Below are 18,071 nucleotides of genomic sequence, written 5' to 3' on the forward strand. Positions count from 1 at the left end.
TTAACGGGCGTACACTTAATGTAACTAAAAGAAATTCGACTTTAAAAATCAATGATGGAAATAGCTCAACCTCTTTGTTGTGCTATTTTTTATGCACTTCTTATCATTTCAACAGTTGTATCGTTAGATTTTCGAAACAGATAGAACTAAAAAACATTGATTATTGATTTTGTATCATAATAAGCGCCGCTTAAAAATTGATACTATAATTATACAGATAGTCAACGGCCGCTTAAGCTTTCTTTCCTATTAAAATAACGATAATTGGTTTTGCTCTGGCAATGATTCTAAACAACCGTGATTATCAAGAAACTCAATGACTGTTTTCGATACTCGTCCACGCTGCTGCAAATCTTCCTTCGAAAGGAATTCCCCATCTTTTCGCGCATTCACAATATTGATGGCAGCGTTCGTGCCAAGACCTGGGATCGAATTAAACGGCGGGATTAATGTGCGCCCATCGATGATAAAGTCTGTTGCACTTGACCGATATAGGTCGACACGTTGAAATTGAAAATCACGTTCACACATTTCAAGAGCGATTTCAAGCACGGTTAATAAGTTTTTCTCTTTCGTTGATGCTTCAAGCCCCTTACTATTGATTTCTTCGATTCTTGCCCGAATCGTTTCCGAACCGCGGACCATTGCATCAACATCGAAATCCTCCGCTCTTACCGTAAAGTATGCAGCGTAATAGAGGAGCGGATGATGAACTTTGAAATAGGCGATTCGCACGGCCATTAAAACATAAGCTGCCGCATGCGCCTTCGGGAACATATATTTGATCTTTTTACACGAATCAATATACCATTCAGGAACACTGTTTTTGCGCATTTCAGCTTCCATATCATCGCTCAAGCCTTTACCTTTACGTACTGATTCCATAATTTTAAAGGCAAATCCAGGCTCCAGTCCTTGGTAAATTAAATAAACCATGATGTCATCACGACATCCGATTACTTCACTTAACGTACATGTTTTATTATGAATAAGCTCTTGGGCGTTTCCGAGCCATACGTCGGTTCCATGTGAAAGTCCGGATATTTGCACAAGCTCTGAAAAAGTAGTCGGTTTCGTATCCTCAAGCATTTGACGCACAAATCGCGTTCCAAATTCCGGAATTCCATATGTCCCCGTCTTACAAAGAATTTGTTGTTCTGTGACTCCTAACGTCTCTGTTCCGCTAAATATTTTCATAACTTCCGGATCATCTGTCGGGATTGTTTTTGGATCGATACCACTTAAATCTTGTAGCATCCGGATGACAGTTGGATCATCGTGACCGAGAATATCAAGTTTTAATAAATTATTATCGATCGAGTGGAAATCAAAATGGGTCGTTCGCCATTCAGAGTCTTTATCATCCGCCGGAAATTGAATCGGCGAGAAGTCGAAAATTTCCATATCGCCTGGAACAACGATGATTCCACCGGGGTGCTGTCCAGTTGTACGCTTCACTCCTGTACAGCCTTGAACAAGTCGATCCACTTCAGCATTGCGGATCATCAAATGGTTGTCTTGAGCATAGCCTTTTACATACCCATAAGCGGTCTTCTCGGCAACTGTTCCAATCGTACCAGCACGATACACGTAATCTTCACCAAATAACTCCTTCGTATAATGGTGAGCTCTTGGCTGATATTCACCGGAAAAGTTCAAATCTATATCAGGAACTTTATCCCCTTCAAAGCCAAGGAACGTTTCAAACGGAATATCATGTCCATCTTTTTTATACGCTTCTCCACATTCTGGACAATCTTTATCAGGCAAGTCAAAACCCGAACCAACTGATCCATCATTGAAGAAATATGAATGTTTGCAGTTAGGACAAACATAATGTGGTGGAAGTGGATTTACTTCGGTAATTTCAGTCATTGTTGCAACTAAAGATGAACCGACTGATCCCCGTGAACCTACTAAGTACCCATCATCCAGTGATTTTTTTACGAGTTTATGAGAAATTAAATAAATAACGGCAAATCCATGACCAATAATACTCCGCAATTCTTTTTCCAGACGTTCTACGACAATTTCAGGCAGCGGTGTTCCGTAAATATGTTCAGCCATCTCATAGCTCATGGAACGAATTTCTTCTTCCGCCCCTTCAATTTTCGGTGTATATAAATCATCTTTAATTGGTTTGACATCTTCGATCATTTCATTGATCTTATTCGTATTTTCCACAACAATTTTATATGCTTTTTCTTTGCCAAGGAAAGAAAATTCGTCGAGCATCTCGTCGGTCGTCCGAAAATGAACATCGGGCAATTCGTGACGATTTAACGGGTTCGCTCCCCCTTGGGAGTTGATTAATATTTTTCGATAAATCTTATCTTCTTTATGCAAATAATGGACATTCCCTGTCGCAACAACTGGGATATTTAGTTCCTCACCCATGTCGACAATGTTTTTTATAATGTCCTCTAAATCATGATGATCTCTCACTAGTTCCATTTCAATTAATGGTTGATAGACAGGTTTGGGATGGACTTCGAGATAATCGTAGAAGCTCGCTACTTTTTCCGCTTCGGCACGGCCTTTTTGCATCATCGCCTCAAATACTTCACCTTTATCACAGCCGGCTCCGATTAAAATTCCTTCGCGATGTTTTTCTAGTAATGATCTAGGTATGCGCGGCACTCGATAAAAATAGTTCATATGCGAAATCGAAACGAGCTTAAAAATATTTTTCAAGCCGATTTCATTTTGTGCCAACAAAATACAATGACTCGGTCTTGCTCGTTTATATGCATCACCTTTGCCCATATTATCATTGAGTTGATCGTGATACTCAATGCCCTTCTCTTTGGCATCTTTTAACATTTTCAAAAATAAATAGCCAGTCGCTTCAGCATCGTAAATAGCACGGTGATGTTGAGTGAGTTCAATATCAAAGCGCTTCGCCAATGTATTTAAGCGATGGTTTTTAAACTCAGGATAAAGGAACCTTGCCAGCTCAAGCGTGTCAATCACTGGATTTTTCGTTTTACCAACGCCCATTTTTTGCAGTCCTGTATCTAAAAAGCCCATATCAAATGAAGCATTATGAGCAACGAAAATACCGTCCCCGGACCAATCATAGAATTTTTGCAGTACTTCACTTACTTCAGGGGCGCCGCGTACCATATCATCGGTTATCCCCGTTAATTCAATTGTCGTTGCGGATAAACGGTGATGTGGGTCGGCAAAGCTTTCAAACGTATCAACGACTTCTCCACCGCGAATTTTAACCGCTGCAAGCTCGATAATCGTATCGTAAATTGCCGATAAACCAGTCGTTTCAACGTCGAATACGATGAACTCTGCTTCCTCGAGAAGGCGATGACTGCTATTATAAGCGATGGGCACACCATCATTGACTAAATTTGCTTCCAATCCATATAACACTTTAATTCCATTTTTTTTGCCTGCACCATATGCTTCCGGATACGATTGAACGACAGAATGGTCAGTAATGGCGATTGCCTTATGTCCCCATTTTTTCGCTTGAGCAATATAGCTAGAAATAGATGAAACGGCGTCCATTTGACTCATCGGTGAATGTAGATGGAGCTCAACTCGCTTCTCGCCTTCTTTGGAAAGATCTACTCTTGATTTTGGCTTAATTTCATTAATGTCATTCGCCATCATCACAAGGTCACGAACGAACGTATCCATTTGAATGCTTCCGCGTACACGCGCCCACATACCTTTTTTAACAAGCTTTAATATTTCTGCATCTTCTTTATCGCGAGAGAACATTTTCACTAAAATCGAGTCTGTATAATCGGTAATTTTAAATGTTAATAATGTCCTACCACTTCTTAATTCTCGCGTTTCCGCATCGAAAATATATCCTTCAATCGCGATCCGGCGTTCTTCATCATTGATTTCTTCCAACCGTTTAAAATCTTCGTCATTTTTAATGGTAATTCCAATTGTGACAGGTCCTGTATAAGCATCACCATTACTTTCCCTAGCTGACTCTTGTTGCTGCATTTCAACTAGCGCCTGCCTTGCCCGTTCTTCATCTTCCTTTTGCTTGGCTGCAATAAATTGCTCATAATCATGTTGAGAATCCGACTCATTACCGACTTCTGCATCAAGTGTAAGCGCAGGAAAGCCAAAGCTTTCATAAATTTGCTGAATGATCGCATTGTATTTTGTTTTCAACGTCATTGCTTCTGTGTTATTTCTTGTCTGAACGATGATTTTATTACCTTGGATTGCTGGTGTTTGTTCATTTAATAATGTGAGCAGCATCGGAGAGATGCCGTCGATCTCTCTGATGCATAGGCGCCAGTAGTCAAGTATTTGTGCTTCCGTATAGGACTGATCGGTAATCGAAATCGAATATTGCACCGTTGCAATATGCTGAAACGACTGCTTCAAACGTTGTACAAATTGTTCATACAGACTGGAAGGGATTATTTTTTCAAATTGAAAATAAAAATGCCATTGTTGACTTTGTCGATCGACGATTAATTTTTCAATTGCACTATTTTGTAATTGTTGAACGATTGCATCCTCAGTCATTTGTAATTGCTGAAGAAGGAGCATAAACCGCTCCTTTTGTTCAGCGTGACGACTCGTCATCTCTCTACCTCCCATCAAATTCATCTAAAATCGAATGAAGGTACCTAAAATAAGGTACCCTTCACTTTTATACTAATAGGTTTGTAAGCTGAGCAAGAAGCTCCTCTCTCGATAATTCAAACATCTCGCCTGTTTTTCGTACTTTTACTTCAACGATTCCTTCTCCCGCTTTTTTGCCAACCGTCACTCGAATCGGCAAGCCAATTAAATCGGAATCTTTAAATTTAACACCTGGTCGTTCCGCACGATCATCAAGCAGCACATCATAGCGCTGAGCTTGCAATAGATCGTATAATTCATTTGCTAATGCAACTTGCTCTTCATCTTTCATATTAACTGGAACGATATGCACATCATATGGAGCGATATGCGCAGGCCAGACAAGTCCTTGTTCATCGTTAAATTGCTCAGCAATCGCAGACAATGTTCGAGAAACACCAATTCCATAGCAACCCATAATATACGGCTTTGATTTTCCGTTTTCATCTAAGTAATGAGCTTCCATTGCCTCACTATATTTTGTTCCAAGTTTAAAAATATGCCCAACTTCAATCCCTCTTGCAAAACGGATTGTTCCTTTTCCGTCTGGAGAAGGGTCACCTTCTTGAATAAAGCGGAAATCAGCATATTTTTCTACTTGGAAATCACGTCCTGGAACAACATTGATCAGATGATTTCCATCTTCATTTGCTCCGCAAACGGCGTTTATCATCGCTTCAACAGCGTGATCCGCATAGATTTTGATGCTTGCTGGAACTTTTACTGGACCGAGTGAGCCAATTTCACAACGAAGAATGTTTGCTGTTTCTCCGTGTTCGGCAAGTTCGACCGAAGTAGCGCCAAGCACATTTTTCACTTTAATATCATTTACTTCATGATCGCCGCGCACGAGAATCATAACGAACTCATCATCGACCTTAAATACGAGTGATTTAATGATCTTGTCCGCTTCGACTTGTAAAAACGCGGATACTTCAGCAATTGTTTTTTGATTAGGCGTTGCAATTTTTTCAAGTGACTTTTCTTGTTCCACCGATTTTTCATATGTTTCCGTTACTTCTGCCATCTCGATATTCGCGGCATAATCAGAAGCGTCTGAATAAGCTATCGTATCTTCGCCAATTTCGGAAAGGACCATAAATTCTTGGGTATCATCTCCACCAATCGCTCCTGAATCGGCTAATACCGCACGAAAATCAAGACCGCATCTCGTGAAGATATTCGTATAAGCTGTATACATTTTCTGATATGCATCGTCTAAGCTTTCTTCAGATGTATGGAAGGAGTATGCATCTTTCATAATAAACTCACGTCCACGCATAAGACCAAATCTTGGACGCTGTTCGTCACGGTATTTTGTCTGAATTTGATAGAGCGTAATCGGCAGACGCTTGTACGATTGTACATCAAGGTTAACAAGGCTTGTAATCACTTCTTCATGTGTTGCACCAAGGGCAAACTCACGTCCATGACGATCATGAAGCCGCATTAATTCATCCCCATAATCAAACCAGCGACCAGATTCCTTCCATAATTCTGCTGGCTGAATCGCTGGCATTAACATTTCTGCCGCTCCAGCCTTTTCCATTTCTTCTCGAATAATCGCTTCAATCTTTGTGAGTGTTTTCTTAGCAAGCGGCATATAGGAATAGATCCCACTGGCTACTTGTCTTATGAACCCCGCTCTTAGTAAAAGCTGGTGGCTTTTAATTTCCGCATCTGCTGGAAGCTCACGGAGAGTAGGAATTAACGTCATACTTTGTTTCATTCACTGCACCTCATCTTTATCAAATCTCTATTCTATTAGTTCATAAAAAATCTTTGAATATCGTTCCATGTGACAACGATCATTAATACCATTAATAGCGCAAATCCGATAAAATGGACCAATCCTTCTTTATGTCGATCAATTGGCTTTCCTCTTACCGCTTCAACTCCAAAGAAGAGTAGTCTTCCACCATCAAGAGCCGGAATCGGCAATAGGTTCATAATCCCGAGATTAATGCTTAAGAGCCCCGTCCATTTCATTAAATTAAGAATCCCAGCTTGGGCAACAACTTCTGTTGATTTATAAATACCAACAGGTCCAGACAACATATCAATCGAAAACTGCCCTGTAACAAGCTTTCCTAGCAATTCAATAATTCTCACAGTCCAATGGTATGTTTCAGTAAATCCATTGACAGCTACTTTAAGCACTGATTTATCCATTTGCGATTGTACGCCAATTAATCCGAATTCCTCTTCTTCTGCTACGATTCTCTCCGGTGTAACAGGAACTTCTACCGTTTGTCCTCCGCGATCAACGATAAAAATTAATTCATCATCGGGATGCGCCCGAACAACATCCGTTAATTGTTCAAAGTCTTCGATTTTTGACCCCTCAATGCTTAATACAAGATCATTCTCCATTAATCCCGCTTGTTGCGCTGGACTATCTGGAGAAATCAAACCAAGCTTCGCCTCTTTCACTGGAACACCGACAATCGCTCCGATAATCGTGAAGACAACAATCGCTAAAATGAAATTCATCATCGGTCCAGCAAAAATCGTCATAGCTCGTGAGCTTAATTTTTTCGAAGCAAATTGACGATCCCAAGGAGCAATTTGTGATTCAATTTGATCTTCCACAATGACGGCTTCACGTGCAATCGAAAACGTTTGAAGCTCCTCGTCAGCTTCCTCATACCCTTTAATAAATAATTTATGTTCTAAATCGGCTGATGCAACTTCGATATTTTTTGCTTGGGCATAGCGGTCTTTCCCATTTAAAATAATTTTTTCTACTTTTTCTTGGTCGTTAAATAAAAGAGCGACACGGTGCCCTGGTTTAATTTCAGTCATTTCCGGATCATCGCCAGCCATTCGTACGAACCCGCCGATTGGAAGAAGACGAATCGTATATGTTGTTTCATCTTTTTTATACGAGAAAATTTTTGGTCCAAAACCAATCGCAAACTCACGCACGAGTATTCCTGCTCTTTTCGCAAAAATAAAATGGCCTAATTCATGGAAAAATACGAGTGCACCGAAAATAATGATAAACGAAATGACTGTGTTCAAAATATAATCCCACCTTTATTAGAAGAGTGAACGCACATATTTTCTCGTTTCCGCATCAACTGTTTGAATATGTGAAAAGTCAGGATCACCGCTAGGCTTATGCCAGTTCAGTGCTTTTTCGATCAAATGCTCAATTTCAAGAAAAGATATGTTTCCTCGTAAAAATGCGTCAACAGCCTCTTCATTTGCCGCATTTAAAACCGTTGGCATTGTTCCCCCGATTTTCCCTGCATCATAAGCATATTTCAAACAAAGAAATCGCTCAAAATCCATTTGTTCAAAATGGAGTTTCCCCATTTCAGCAAGATTAAACGGGGCATCATTTGGAAGCGGAAGTCGATTTGGGTATGTTAATGCATATTGAATTGGAACCCTCATATCCGGACTTCCTAATTGGGCAATCACACTATTGTCATGGTATTCCACCATGGAATGAATGATACTCTCCCGATGTAAAAGTACATCAATTTGTTCATAAGCGATATCAAATAACCAATGTGCTTCAATGACTTCCAATCCTTTGTTCATCATCGTCGCTGAATCAATTGTAATTTTTGATCCCATTGACCAGTTTGGATGGTCGAGCGCTTGCTCCAAGGTCACATCTTTTAATTGTTCGCGGGATAAATCACGAAAACTTCCGCCTGAAGCGGTTAAAATTAAGCGGCGAATTGCGGATTGCTTCTCTCCTTGCAAGCATTGAAAAATAGCCGAATGCTCGCTATCAACTGGAAGAATGTCAACCTGATGCTTTTTCGCAGCCTCCATTACGATATGTCCAGCCGTTACAAGTGTTTCTTTATTAGCGAGGGCAATCGTCTTTTTCGCTTTAATCGCTTGTAATGTTGGATAAAGACCAACACTGCCCATTACGGAATTTAAGACGATATCCGTTTTTTCATGTATGGCTACTTCCACTAATCCGTCTGCACCATATAAAAATTTGGGCGTGAATGGGAATTCTGCTTTTAACGATTCATAATCCGCTTTTTCTTGGACGGACACCAATTCTGGTTTAAATTCTTCAATGATTTTTCTCGTTAATTCAATGTTTTTTCCAGCTGTGATCGCAACTAATGTAAATTGATCTGGATGTTTTCGTATGACATCAAGTGCTTGTGTACCAATGGAACCGGTAGCTCCAAGCAAGCTAATATACTTCATTATACCACTCCCTATAAAAGGTTGCTCAAAAGGAAAAAGATCCTTTATGCTTCTTTTTCCTTTCGAACAACTATACTATGATTGCAGCTTCATTAGCTAATGACATGTAAATAATGAAGCAATGGTAAAACAAATAGCCAGCTGTCACAACGATCAAGAATCCCGCCGTGTCCCGGCATAATATTGCCTGAATCCTTTACATTGTAATGCCGCTTTAATGCGGATTCAGCTAAATCACCAAGTTGTCCAAATATCGATAAAATAACCGTCATAATAAGTAATTTAACTGTCGGTATTTGAATATCGGAGAAGAAGATAAACAAGACCGCAACAATTAATGCGGAAATCACTCCGCCGAAAAATCCTTCGATTGTTTTATTCGGACTAATATCGGGCCATAGTTTTCGTTTCCCGATCGCGCGACCGATAAAATATGCTCCGGAATCTGTCACCCATACAACGAAAAGTGCATAAAAAAGGTAAACAAGTCCTGCTTCACGCGTCGCGATAAAATAATAAAATCCAAGTCCAACATAGATGACCGATAACAGAGAAAAGCCAGCATCATCAAAATTAAATTTATTTTTTAAGATGACGGTATATGCTAAAAATAGCAAACCTGCCGCTGAAAGTATTTCCATTTTAGAACGACCAGCAATCGTAATCAACTCAAAATACGAATCAGGGATTAGGACGATCCAAAGCAATAGTAAAGAAATGATTCCTTGGCCGGATAAAAGCGAGTATCCTCGCATTTTAAAAAGCTCATATAAACCAATTGTCGCCATCGCATACGCTAATAAAATAAATGGCAGCCCACCGATCATGACAATCGGAACAAAGATTGCAATCGCTACAACTGCTGATATAATCCTTTGCTTCATTTTCCAATCTCCTCATTATGTATTCCACCATATCTTCTGGATCGACTTTGATAGTCTTCTACCGCCTCCAGAAAATGCTCTTCTGAAAAATCGGGCCATAATACATTCGTAAACCATAATTCTGTATAGGCCAATTGCCATAACATGAAATTACTAATCCGCAACTCCCCACTCGTTCGGATTAATAGATCAGGATCTGGAAGCTCCTTTGTCATTAAATAGCTTGAAAACGTAGCTTCATCAATCTCCTCTACGTCTACATTCCCTTGTTTTACATCAATAGTAAGCTGTTTAATCGCTTCAAGCATTTCGGCACGGCTACCATAATTTAATGCAAAGTTTAATTTTAACCCTGTATTTTCCGCTGTTTCTTCCATCGCCTTCGCAACAGCTCCTCTTGTAGAGGCTGGAAGCTGGTTTTCGTAGCCCATCATCTTCACTTGGACGTTTTCTTCAATCAGCTCCGGTAAAAAGCTATCAAGAAATTCTTCTGGTAACTTCATTAAATAATCGACCTCATGTTTTGGCCGTTTCCAGTTTTCTGTCGAAAATGCATATAGTGTCAACGTTTTAACTCCAAGTCGATTCGCTAGTTTCGTCATTTTTTTGACGACTTTCATCCCTTCATGATGCCCGGCGATTCGAGGGAGTGCACGTTTCTTTGCCCATCGCCCGTTTCCATCCATGATGATGGCAACATGGTCTGGTATTGGCTGTTTTTTTATGGCGGTCATTCGATCTTTTTCAGCCATTTTTGCTTTGGAAGTTTTCCATAACTTCATTTTATTCCACATGAAAAGAGTCCTCCGTCAGAAATACTTCCTGTTTATATACGTCAAAGCATATCTTAACATATAATGCTTGCAATGCGTTATTGATTTATTGTTTATTTAACTAATAAACCATTTTATATCGGCTGCTTCGATAGATACATTTGTCTGTAAAACTCAAAATGATCCCTTCTAAACGAAGGGATCATTTTTCAGTACAATAGTCATTTTTGTGATTAAACTTCCATTATTTCTTGTTCTTTACCTTTGGTGATCTCATCGATTTTTTTAATATAATCATCCGTTAATTTTTGAACATCATCTGAATAACTGCGAAGTTCGTCTTCTGTAATTGCACTATCTTTTTCAAGTTTTTTCAATTCATCATTTCCGTCTCTGCGAATGTTTCGAATCCCTACTTTCGCTTCTTCCGCTTCTTTTTTCACAAGCTTGACAAGCTCTTTTCGACGCTCCTCTGTTAAAGCTGGAATCGAAATACGGATTAATGAACCATCATTGGATGGGGTTAATCCAAGATCAGATCGCAAAATTGCTTTTTCGATATCGGAAATAATTGTCTTATCATATGGTTGGATCACGAGTAATCTTGCTTCTGGTACAGAAATAGATGCCATCTGATTAATTGGTGTCGGTGCACCATAATAATCAACTGTCAGTTTATCTAATAGAGAGGCGTTCGCTCTTCCAGCTCGAACACTTGCAAGCTCTCTACTATAAGCTTGAATTGCCTTTTCCATTTTATCCTTTGTATTGGAAATCACTTCGGATGCCATTATTCTTTCCCCCTCACTAATGTTCCAATTTGTTCTCCCATTACTGCTCGCTTTACATTTCCTTGTTCAGTAAATGAAAATACGATTAACGGAATATCATTATCCATACATAATGAAGAAGCAGTAGAGTCCATGACTCCTAATCCCTCTTTCAATACGTCTAAATAGGATAATTGATCGTATTTTACCGCGTTTTTATCTAGTTTTGGATCAGCAGTGTACACGCCATCGACATTGTTTTTTGCCATTAAAATGACTTCAGCTTCAATCTCCGCTGCACGTAATGCTGCCGTCGTATCCGTTGAAAAATACGGATTTCCTGTTCCAGCAGCGAAAATAACGACACGTTTCTTTTCTAAATGGCGAATCGCTCTGCGGCGAATATAAGGTTCCGCTACTTGGCGCATATCGATCGACGTTTGTACTCGTGTTTCGATTCCAAGTTGCTCTAAACTATCTTGAAGTGCAAGAGAATTCATCACCGTTGCAAGCATGCCCATATAATCGGCTGATGCACGGTCCATCCCCATATCACTGCCGACTTTTCCGCGCCATATATTGCCGCCGCCAACAACAACCGCAACTTCTACGCCTAGCTCTGCAACTTCTTTTACTTGCTCAGCAATCGATTTAATTACTGTTGGGTTAATCCCAAAACCATCTGCTCCGGCTAAGGCTTCCCCACTTAATTTCAATACAACTCTTTTAAATTTTGGATTGGTCATTTGAACCTCCAAGGTCTTTATTATGTAATCTTGAGGTGAAGATATCGGCGAAAAACCGATTTCCGAGATCAAATTCATCGGAAGCAAGGCCCTCTTCCCTTATAAAAAAGGGAACACGCAATGTGCTCCCTATTTCATTGTCAAAGTTAGATCATTTGTGAAAACTTATTTTTTCACTTGGCTCATAACTTCGTCTGCAAAGTTTTCTTCGCGCTTTTCAATTCCTTCTCCGACTTCGTAGCGAATGAATTCAACCACTTTCGCACCATTTGCTTCTACAAATTGAGAAACTTTTTGATCTGGGTTTTTAACGAAGCTTTGGTCTAAAAGGCAAATTTCTTCAAAGAATTTGCCAAGACGGCCTTCAACCATTTTCGCAACGATTTTTTCTGGTTTTCCTTCGTTTAATGCTTGTTGAGTAAGAACTTGACGCTCACGCTCTGTTTCTTCTGCCGATACTTGATCGCGAGAAACATATTTCGGATTGATTGCAGCGATATGCATAGCAACATCTTTTGCAATATTTGCATCCGTTGTTCCTTCAAGCACTGTTAAAACAGAGATACGTCCGCCCATATGAAGGTATTCACCAAATGCACCATTATCTGATTTCGTTTTGATTTCAAAACGACGCAACGTGATTTTCTCACCAATTGTTGCAATTGCACTGTTGATGTATTCACTTACTTTTTGACCATTTTCCATTGTTTGCTCAAGCGCAGCTTCAACAGATTCTGGTTTTTGTGCTAATAAATGTTCAGCTAATTCTTTTACAAGGTTTTGGAAGTTTTCGTTCTTCGCAACGAAGTCTGTTTCTGCATTCACTTCAAGAATGATTGCTGAATTACCTTCTGATAGCATGAAAGTAGTACCTTCTGCTGCAATACGGTCAGCTTTTTTCGCAGCTGATGCAATTCCTTTTTCACGAAGGAAATCGATTGCTTCCTCCATGTTTCCGTTTGTTGCAGTTAATGCTTTTTTACAATCCATCATACCTGCGCCTGTTTTTTCACGTAATTCTTTTACCATTTGTGCAGTAATAGCCATTCAAAATTCCTCCTTAAGCATGTGTGCAAAATCATTGTTTGAAAAAAGGTGATAAGTATACTCTCCCTCATCACCTTTCCCCTTAACCATACGGTTTTAAAACCATATCATTGCAGTTTATATATCGATTATGCGTTCGCAGTTTCTGTTTCTTCTGCCGCTACTTCTGCTTCTTCTTCATGCTTTGCTTCTAAAAGAGCGTCAGCCATTTTTGAAGTTAATAATTTCACAGCGCGAATTGCATCATCATTTGCTGGAATCACTACATCGATTTCATCCGGATCACAGTTAGTATCAACAATACCTACGATTGGAATATTTAATTTACGTGCTTCTGCAACAGCAATGCGTTCTTTACGTGGGTCGATAATGAACATAGCGTCTGGAAGGCGCTTCATGTCTTTAATTCCACCTAAGAACTTAACAAGACGGTCATACTCTTTATTAAGCATAACTACTTCTTTTTTAGGAAGGACATCAAATGTACCGTCTTCTTCCATTTTCTCGATTGCTTTTAGACGGTCAATTCTCTTTTGAATTGTTTCAAAGTTTGTTAATGTACCACCTAACCAACGATGGTTTACATAGTAATGACCTGCGCGCTCTGCTTCTTCTTTTACAGATTCTTGCGCTTGTTTTTTCGTACCTACGAATAGAACCTTACCGTTATTTTCAGCAAGCTCTCTCATGAAATTATAAGCCTCTTCAACCTTTTTCACTGTTTTTTGTAGGTCGATAATGTAGATGCCGTTACGCTCCGTAAAAATATATTTTTTCATTTTCGGGTTCCAGCGGCGTGTTTGGTGTCCGAAATGTACACCTGCTTCTAGCAATTGCTTCATTGAAATTACTGACATTGTGTTTTCCTCCTTGGTTTTTGAATTCCTCCGCCCTACTCATATTTTGTACAGACTGTTTTACAGCACCTTGTTACAAAATCATAGGACGTGTGTATTAACACCGTCATTGAATATACCATATCTTTCTACTACAATCAAGAGTTTTCACTTTTAAAGTTTATCAAGGCCAAAATATTTCTTTCGGAATGAAAATCATACTTGCTTAGGCATGAAAAAACAAACGTATTTTGTGTCGTTTTTGAAAAAGGTTAGTGTGTGATAAGGGCGTTGGTTTCCATTCTGACTGGACACTTTCTACCTCTAGTCAAGTGTTTTTTATGAATTCTTTTTTGGGGGCTGTCCAAAAAGGTCGGAAAAAATCGACTTTTTTTGGAAGCTCTCTTCAATTTTACTTACGTTGAACTTGGATGTTGATTTGCGCTCCAGACACTTCGCTTTCCGCGGGACGAGCGGTGAGCTGCTTCGGGCCAACAGGATGTTGGTCACAAAGCCGTTGCCACACGATGTGCCGAATTTGGGCTTCGTTCCTTAATAGCTCATTGCAGGGCCTCACCTGCCTCGCAACAACCCGCAGGACATTGAAAATACTTCTCCGAACCTGCACCGCACGAAGGAAATGCAAAGCATTTTCCAGGTTCCTCTGATTGTAGTGGAAGGCGGCGACTCCTGCGGGATCAGTGGTCTATGTGAGATCCCGCAGGAGCGTAGCTCACGAAACCACCCCGCGGAAAGCGTTCGCCTGGAAATCAGCAGTTTACCACTAGTCACTTAAAGGAACTTTTTCAGTCCTCTAGATTCTTTCGGGTTTTATATCATAAAAAAATAAGCATTCGAAAAAAGAGTTTATCGCTCATTATTTCGAATGCCTATTTCGTTTAATAGACGAAGTTTATTTTTGGTTAAACTGAAATATATTATTATTTTCGTCGAAACTTTAACATTAATGCGATTTCTGTCTTGCCTTTATGTAATTTTTTCGCGATTTCGTCAATCGAAACCCCTGTGCTTTGTAATTGATACGCTTGATCGATTAGCGATGTTTGCATCGTTTCGGCCTTTTCTGCTTTGGCATCAGATTCAGCTGATTGATTTATATTTTCATCTGGATAAGTAAGCAATGTAGCATATGTTTCCGCTGTAATTGGCTGCTCTTGATTGAGCATCGTTGGTTGCGGCGAGTCCTTCGTTTCCTTATACGTTTCCGCTATCGGCTTTTTCTGATCCTTATTTTGTTTTTGTAACTGTTGAATAATTGAAAGAAATTGTTCATTTTCTTCCTTTAATTCAAGCAAAAAAGCTGACAATAGCTCTGCCGATTCCTCTTGATTTTTCCGCTGTGCTTCTTCAATTTCTTTCAATCGATTTTGCCGTAAATATAAAAGAACGACTGCAAAGATCGTTACTCCGTTTAACATAAATAAAAGAAAAATGAATGTTCCTGTCAATATGATCACTACCCATTATAATCGATCGTTTTACCTTTGTAAGGATGCAGCTTTTTCCGCTTACTTTTTTGCTTATTAGAGGAATGTTGATGATCATTTGTATCTCTTTGTTCTTTTGAATGGCCGTCTTTTAAAGACATTTTCTCTTTTTGTTCCATCTTATTTACCGAATTTCGATCCTTTATAAGCTTTTCTTCCATTTCACTTGCTGCCTGCTGAAATGTTTGCTGTCCCCTCTGTTGTAGCTGTTCCGATAGCTTCCCGGCCTCAACGGTTCTAGGTATAGCAACTTGAAGTTCAATCGACTTTAAGCTCATAGACGTTCCCCTTCGCCTGATTTTTTTTGAAGGATCGTTCTTAATTTCAATAGTGCTTTTGAATGAATCTGTGAAATTCGTGATGTCGATAAACTAAGAACTTGTCCAATTTCTGTAAATGTTAACTCCTCTTTATAAAAGAGACTTAGTACAATTTGTTCATTTTTAGTTAAAGTTTCAATGACATCTGCTAAATCTTCCAGCCATTCATTTTTGATTAGTTGTTCTTCTGGACTTAGAGAATCTTCATCTTTGATCACATGGGTTTGTTTATCTTGATCTTCTTGCTCTTGAATTTGGTCATCGATAGATAGAATATTCGCGAATAAATATTCATTCAACGCCCGATACACTTCATCTTCTGAGTATCCACTTTCCTTGGCGATTTCTGCCGGTGAAGCATGCCGGAAAAGCCGTTGTTCAAGCCTCTCGATCGCTTGTTCGATTTTTTTCACTTTTTCTCTTGTGCTTCTCGGCATCCAGTCCTCTTTCCTAAGCCCATCAATAATCGCTCCACGAATCCGGAAAGAGGCGTATGTATCAAACTTAAGATCCCGGGTAAAATCAAATTTATTCAACGCGTCCATTAATCCCATTAATCCAAGACTTTTTAGTTCTTCCCTGCTAATGTTTCTCGGTAAACCAACCGCAATTCGCTGAACGTGATATGTGACGAGCGGCATATATCTCCCTACTAAAACATTTCCTGCATCAGCATCGCGGCAACGACTCCAACGTTCCCAATATATTTGTTCTTCTATCGGTGGTGAGTTTGACATCCTATCTCCTCCTCACACTGCTGATTCAGATTGTAATCGTATCTTCGTATGTTGATCGTATATCAAGTAAGCTGGTTTCAGGATCAAATTCAATTGTTCTACCACGATTTCCTCCCGTATCTTCAGCTATAAGTTCGATACGCAAGCGCTGCAGCATCGTTTTTACTGCCTCCACATTACGGTGGCCAATCCTCATTCCATCACTTTGTGAACTAAATTGAAACATTTGTGCTCCACCAGCAATTTTCGCTTTTAGTTGATGGGGACTTGCCCCGCGTTTGATCAGTGAATCGACAAGCTCTTGAAGACCAGTATCGGCGAATTTCGCTTTGTTTAGCAACTGCTTTCCTCGTGCCAATGAGGAATCAGGAAGCATAATATGGACCATTCCTGCCAACTTTTTATGCGAATCATAAATGACTACTCCAACACATGAACCGAGACCAAGCGTTCTAATTTTGTCAGGCGCTCTAACGATGTCCATTTCGGCGATCCCCACTCTTACAACCGTTTCAATCATATAAATGGACTCCTAAAGCATGGAAGATCGTTGAAAAAGAACCGGGATCAGGCAGTAAAAAGAAATGCCCTTTTACATGCTCCACCTGGTCATCCTCATTTAGCGCCGTATCAATGACAATTGCATAATCCTCGGTTTGTGATAACTCTATCAATCCATAGCTAATAATCGCTCCAGCCATATCGATGCTAATTGATGGCACGGATGGATATAGATTTAGTCCAGTGAAATCAGATAATGACGTTAAATACGATCCTGATAAAATATTTCCTAATTCTTGCATGGCAGATAATCCGAGTTCAGAATATGGCGGATGCTCTAATGAAATAGAATGATCGCCTGTTAATTGTTGAATATAATTTGATCCTTGATCCAACGGTAAAACAAAAAACATACTGCCTGAAGCATCACCTTCGATCCGTAGAAAAACGGCTGCAACAATATTATCATACCCACCAGCAAGTTCTAGCATTTCATCGAACGTAATAACCTTCACATTCGGAACTTTCATATCAATTTTTTTCCCGAGTAATACCGATAGAGCTGTCGCCGCATTTCCAGCTCCAATATTCCCAATTTCCTTTAATACATCAAGCTGAATTGATGTCATTTTCTCAATACTCATTATGCAATTCCCTTTGATTCGCCTTATCAAGGACATACTCTAAATTGAGTAAGATAAGCAGCCTTTTCTCAAGCTTGGCTACACCATTTATAAACTCGGCTGCAACCGTACCAACGACATCCGGCTGTGGCTCAATGACATGCTCGGGAATATCTAATACATCGTTCGCTGCATCAACGATGAAGCCGACTTCTAAATCCTGATACGAAACGATAATAATCCTTGTGCTATCTGTATTCTCAAAATCACCGAGTCCGAAACGTCTTTTTAAATCAATGATCGGAATGATGACTCCCCTTAAGTTAATAACCCCTTTAATATAGACGGGTAATTTCGGTACTCTCGTAATATGCTGCATTTTTTCAATTGCTGTTACATGGTCAACTGAAATGGAATATTCATTACCGTTTAATTGAAAAACAATGACTTTGCGTTCGGAAGCTATATTTGCCTCATGCACGAGCGCTCACTCCCCCATATTTCTAATTTTGTTCCGCATAATA

Annotated in this window: 16 protein-coding genes; all 16 read right to left on the reverse strand. The window is 39.6% G+C overall.

Annotated features, from left to right (window positions below; translation table 11 throughout):
* Positions 1–249 precede the first annotated feature (249 nt).
* The 16 genes from KHA95_RS05890 to KHA95_RS05965 all read right to left on the reverse strand — a co-directional run bounded on the left by KHA95_RS05890 (position 250) and on the right by KHA95_RS05965 (position 18,028).
* Positions 250–4,575 (reverse strand): PolC-type DNA polymerase III, encoded by a 4,326-nt coding sequence (locus KHA95_RS05890; RefSeq protein ID WP_213136556.1) that lies wholly within the window; start codon positions 4,573–4,575, stop codon positions 250–252.
* A gap of 67 nt (positions 4,576–4,642) precedes the next feature.
* Positions 4,643–6,343, reverse strand: coding sequence for a proline--tRNA ligase (locus KHA95_RS05895; RefSeq protein WP_213136557.1), 1,701 nt, complete (start codon positions 6,341–6,343; stop codon positions 4,643–4,645).
* A gap of 35 nt (positions 6,344–6,378) precedes the next feature.
* A complete protein-coding gene (gene rseP, locus KHA95_RS05900) occupies positions 6,379–7,638 on the reverse strand; it encodes an RIP metalloprotease RseP (RefSeq protein WP_213136558.1) in 1,260 nt (419 codons plus the stop codon).
* A gap of 18 nt (positions 7,639–7,656) precedes the next feature.
* Positions 7,657–8,802, reverse strand: a complete 1,146-nt coding sequence (locus KHA95_RS05905; protein ID WP_213136559.1) for a 1-deoxy-D-xylulose-5-phosphate reductoisomerase — start codon at positions 8,800–8,802, stop codon at positions 7,657–7,659.
* A 92-nt stretch (positions 8,803–8,894) separates the two neighbouring features.
* Positions 8,895–9,686 (reverse strand): phosphatidate cytidylyltransferase, encoded by a 792-nt coding sequence (locus KHA95_RS05910; protein ID WP_213136560.1) that lies wholly within the window; start codon positions 9,684–9,686, stop codon positions 8,895–8,897.
* Positions 9,683–10,480 carry an isoprenyl transferase gene (locus KHA95_RS05915; RefSeq protein ID WP_213136561.1) on the reverse strand — a complete coding sequence of 266 codons (798 nt, stop codon included), beginning with the start codon at positions 10,478–10,480 and terminating at the stop codon, positions 9,683–9,685. The genes KHA95_RS05910 and KHA95_RS05915 overlap by 4 nt, the downstream gene beginning before the upstream one ends.
* 212 nt (positions 10,481–10,692) lie before the next feature.
* Positions 10,693–11,250, reverse strand: a complete 558-nt coding sequence (gene frr / locus KHA95_RS05920) for a ribosome recycling factor (RefSeq protein ID WP_213136562.1) — start codon at positions 11,248–11,250, stop codon at positions 10,693–10,695.
* Complete coding sequence (gene pyrH, locus KHA95_RS05925; RefSeq protein ID WP_213136563.1) at positions 11,250–11,975, reverse strand: UMP kinase; 726 nt, start codon at positions 11,973–11,975, stop codon at positions 11,250–11,252. Before pyrH ends, frr begins: the two co-directional genes overlap by 1 nt.
* A 165-nt stretch (positions 11,976–12,140) precedes the next feature.
* Entirely contained in the window at positions 12,141–13,022 is an 882-nt protein-coding gene (tsf, locus tag KHA95_RS05930; RefSeq protein ID WP_213136564.1) for a translation elongation factor Ts, read from the reverse strand.
* 128 nt (positions 13,023–13,150) lie between these two features.
* Positions 13,151–13,879 carry a 30S ribosomal protein S2 gene (rpsB, locus tag KHA95_RS05935; RefSeq protein ID WP_213136565.1) on the reverse strand — a complete coding sequence of 243 codons (729 nt, stop codon included), beginning with the start codon at positions 13,877–13,879 and terminating at the stop codon, positions 13,151–13,153.
* A 920-nt stretch (positions 13,880–14,799) separates the two neighbouring features.
* Entirely contained in the window at positions 14,800–15,327 is a 528-nt protein-coding gene (locus tag KHA95_RS05940; protein ID WP_213136566.1) for a hypothetical protein, read from the reverse strand.
* A gap of 8 nt (positions 15,328–15,335) precedes the next feature.
* Positions 15,336–15,644: a hypothetical protein gene (locus tag KHA95_RS05945; protein WP_213136567.1), complete on the reverse strand. Its 309-nt coding sequence runs from the start codon at positions 15,642–15,644 to the stop codon at positions 15,336–15,338.
* Positions 15,641–16,423, reverse strand: coding sequence for a FliA/WhiG family RNA polymerase sigma factor (locus KHA95_RS05950; RefSeq protein WP_213136568.1), 783 nt, complete (start codon positions 16,421–16,423; stop codon positions 15,641–15,643). The genes KHA95_RS05945 and KHA95_RS05950 overlap by 4 nt, the downstream gene beginning before the upstream one ends.
* A gap of 25 nt (positions 16,424–16,448) precedes the next feature.
* Entirely contained in the window at positions 16,449–16,943 is a 495-nt protein-coding gene (locus KHA95_RS05955; protein ID WP_213136569.1) for a chemotaxis protein CheD, read from the reverse strand.
* Positions 16,936–17,568 carry a chemotaxis protein CheC gene (locus tag KHA95_RS05960; protein ID WP_213136570.1) on the reverse strand — a complete coding sequence of 211 codons (633 nt, stop codon included), beginning with the start codon at positions 17,566–17,568 and terminating at the stop codon, positions 16,936–16,938. Before KHA95_RS05960 ends, KHA95_RS05955 begins: the two co-directional genes overlap by 8 nt.
* On the reverse strand, positions 17,558–18,028 hold the full coding sequence (locus KHA95_RS05965) for a chemotaxis protein CheW (RefSeq protein WP_213136571.1): 471 nt from the start codon (positions 18,026–18,028) through the stop codon (positions 17,558–17,560). Before KHA95_RS05965 ends, KHA95_RS05960 begins: the two co-directional genes overlap by 11 nt.
* Positions 18,029–18,071 lie beyond the last annotated feature (43 nt).

Origin of the sequence: Bacillus sp. FJAT-50079, from assembly GCF_018343515.1 — a bacterium.
GTDB lineage: Bacteria > Bacillota > Bacilli > Bacillales > Bacillaceae_C > Lederbergia.

What these genes read in the sequence shown, in the direction of transcription:
- KHA95_RS05890 (WP_213136556.1), bottom strand. Translation starts at nt 4,575, where the DNA reads ATGACGAGTCGTCACGCTGAACAAAAGGAGCGGTTTATGCTCCTTCTT.
- KHA95_RS05895 (WP_213136557.1), bottom strand. Translation starts at nt 6,343, where the DNA reads ATGAAACAAAGTATGACGTTAATTCCTACTCTCCGTGAGCTTCCAGCA.
- KHA95_RS05905 (WP_213136559.1), bottom strand. Translation starts at nt 8,802, where the DNA reads ATGAAGTATATTAGCTTGCTTGGAGCTACCGGTTCCATTGGTACACAA.
- KHA95_RS05910 (WP_213136560.1), bottom strand. Translation starts at nt 9,686, where the DNA reads ATGAAGCAAAGGATTATATCAGCAGTTGTAGCGATTGCAATCTTTGTT.
- KHA95_RS05915 (WP_213136561.1), bottom strand. Translation starts at nt 10,480, where the DNA reads ATGTGGAATAAAATGAAGTTATGGAAAACTTCCAAAGCAAAAATGGCT.
- frr (WP_213136562.1), bottom strand. Translation starts at nt 11,250, where the DNA reads ATGGCATCCGAAGTGATTTCCAATACAAAGGATAAAATGGAAAAGGCA.
- pyrH (WP_213136563.1), bottom strand. Translation starts at nt 11,975, where the DNA reads ATGACCAATCCAAAATTTAAAAGAGTTGTATTGAAATTAAGTGGGGAA.
- tsf (WP_213136564.1), bottom strand. Translation starts at nt 13,022, where the DNA reads ATGGCTATTACTGCACAAATGGTAAAAGAATTACGTGAAAAAACAGGC.
- rpsB (WP_213136565.1), bottom strand. Translation starts at nt 13,879, where the DNA reads ATGTCAGTAATTTCAATGAAGCAATTGCTAGAAGCAGGTGTACATTTC.
- KHA95_RS05945 (WP_213136567.1), bottom strand. Translation starts at nt 15,644, where the DNA reads ATGAGCTTAAAGTCGATTGAACTTCAAGTTGCTATACCTAGAACCGTT.
- KHA95_RS05950 (WP_213136568.1), bottom strand. Translation starts at nt 16,423, where the DNA reads ATGTCAAACTCACCACCGATAGAAGAACAAATATATTGGGAACGTTGG.
- KHA95_RS05955 (WP_213136569.1), bottom strand. Translation starts at nt 16,943, where the DNA reads ATGATTGAAACGGTTGTAAGAGTGGGGATCGCCGAAATGGACATCGTT.
- KHA95_RS05960 (WP_213136570.1), bottom strand. Translation starts at nt 17,568, where the DNA reads ATGAGTATTGAGAAAATGACATCAATTCAGCTTGATGTATTAAAGGAA.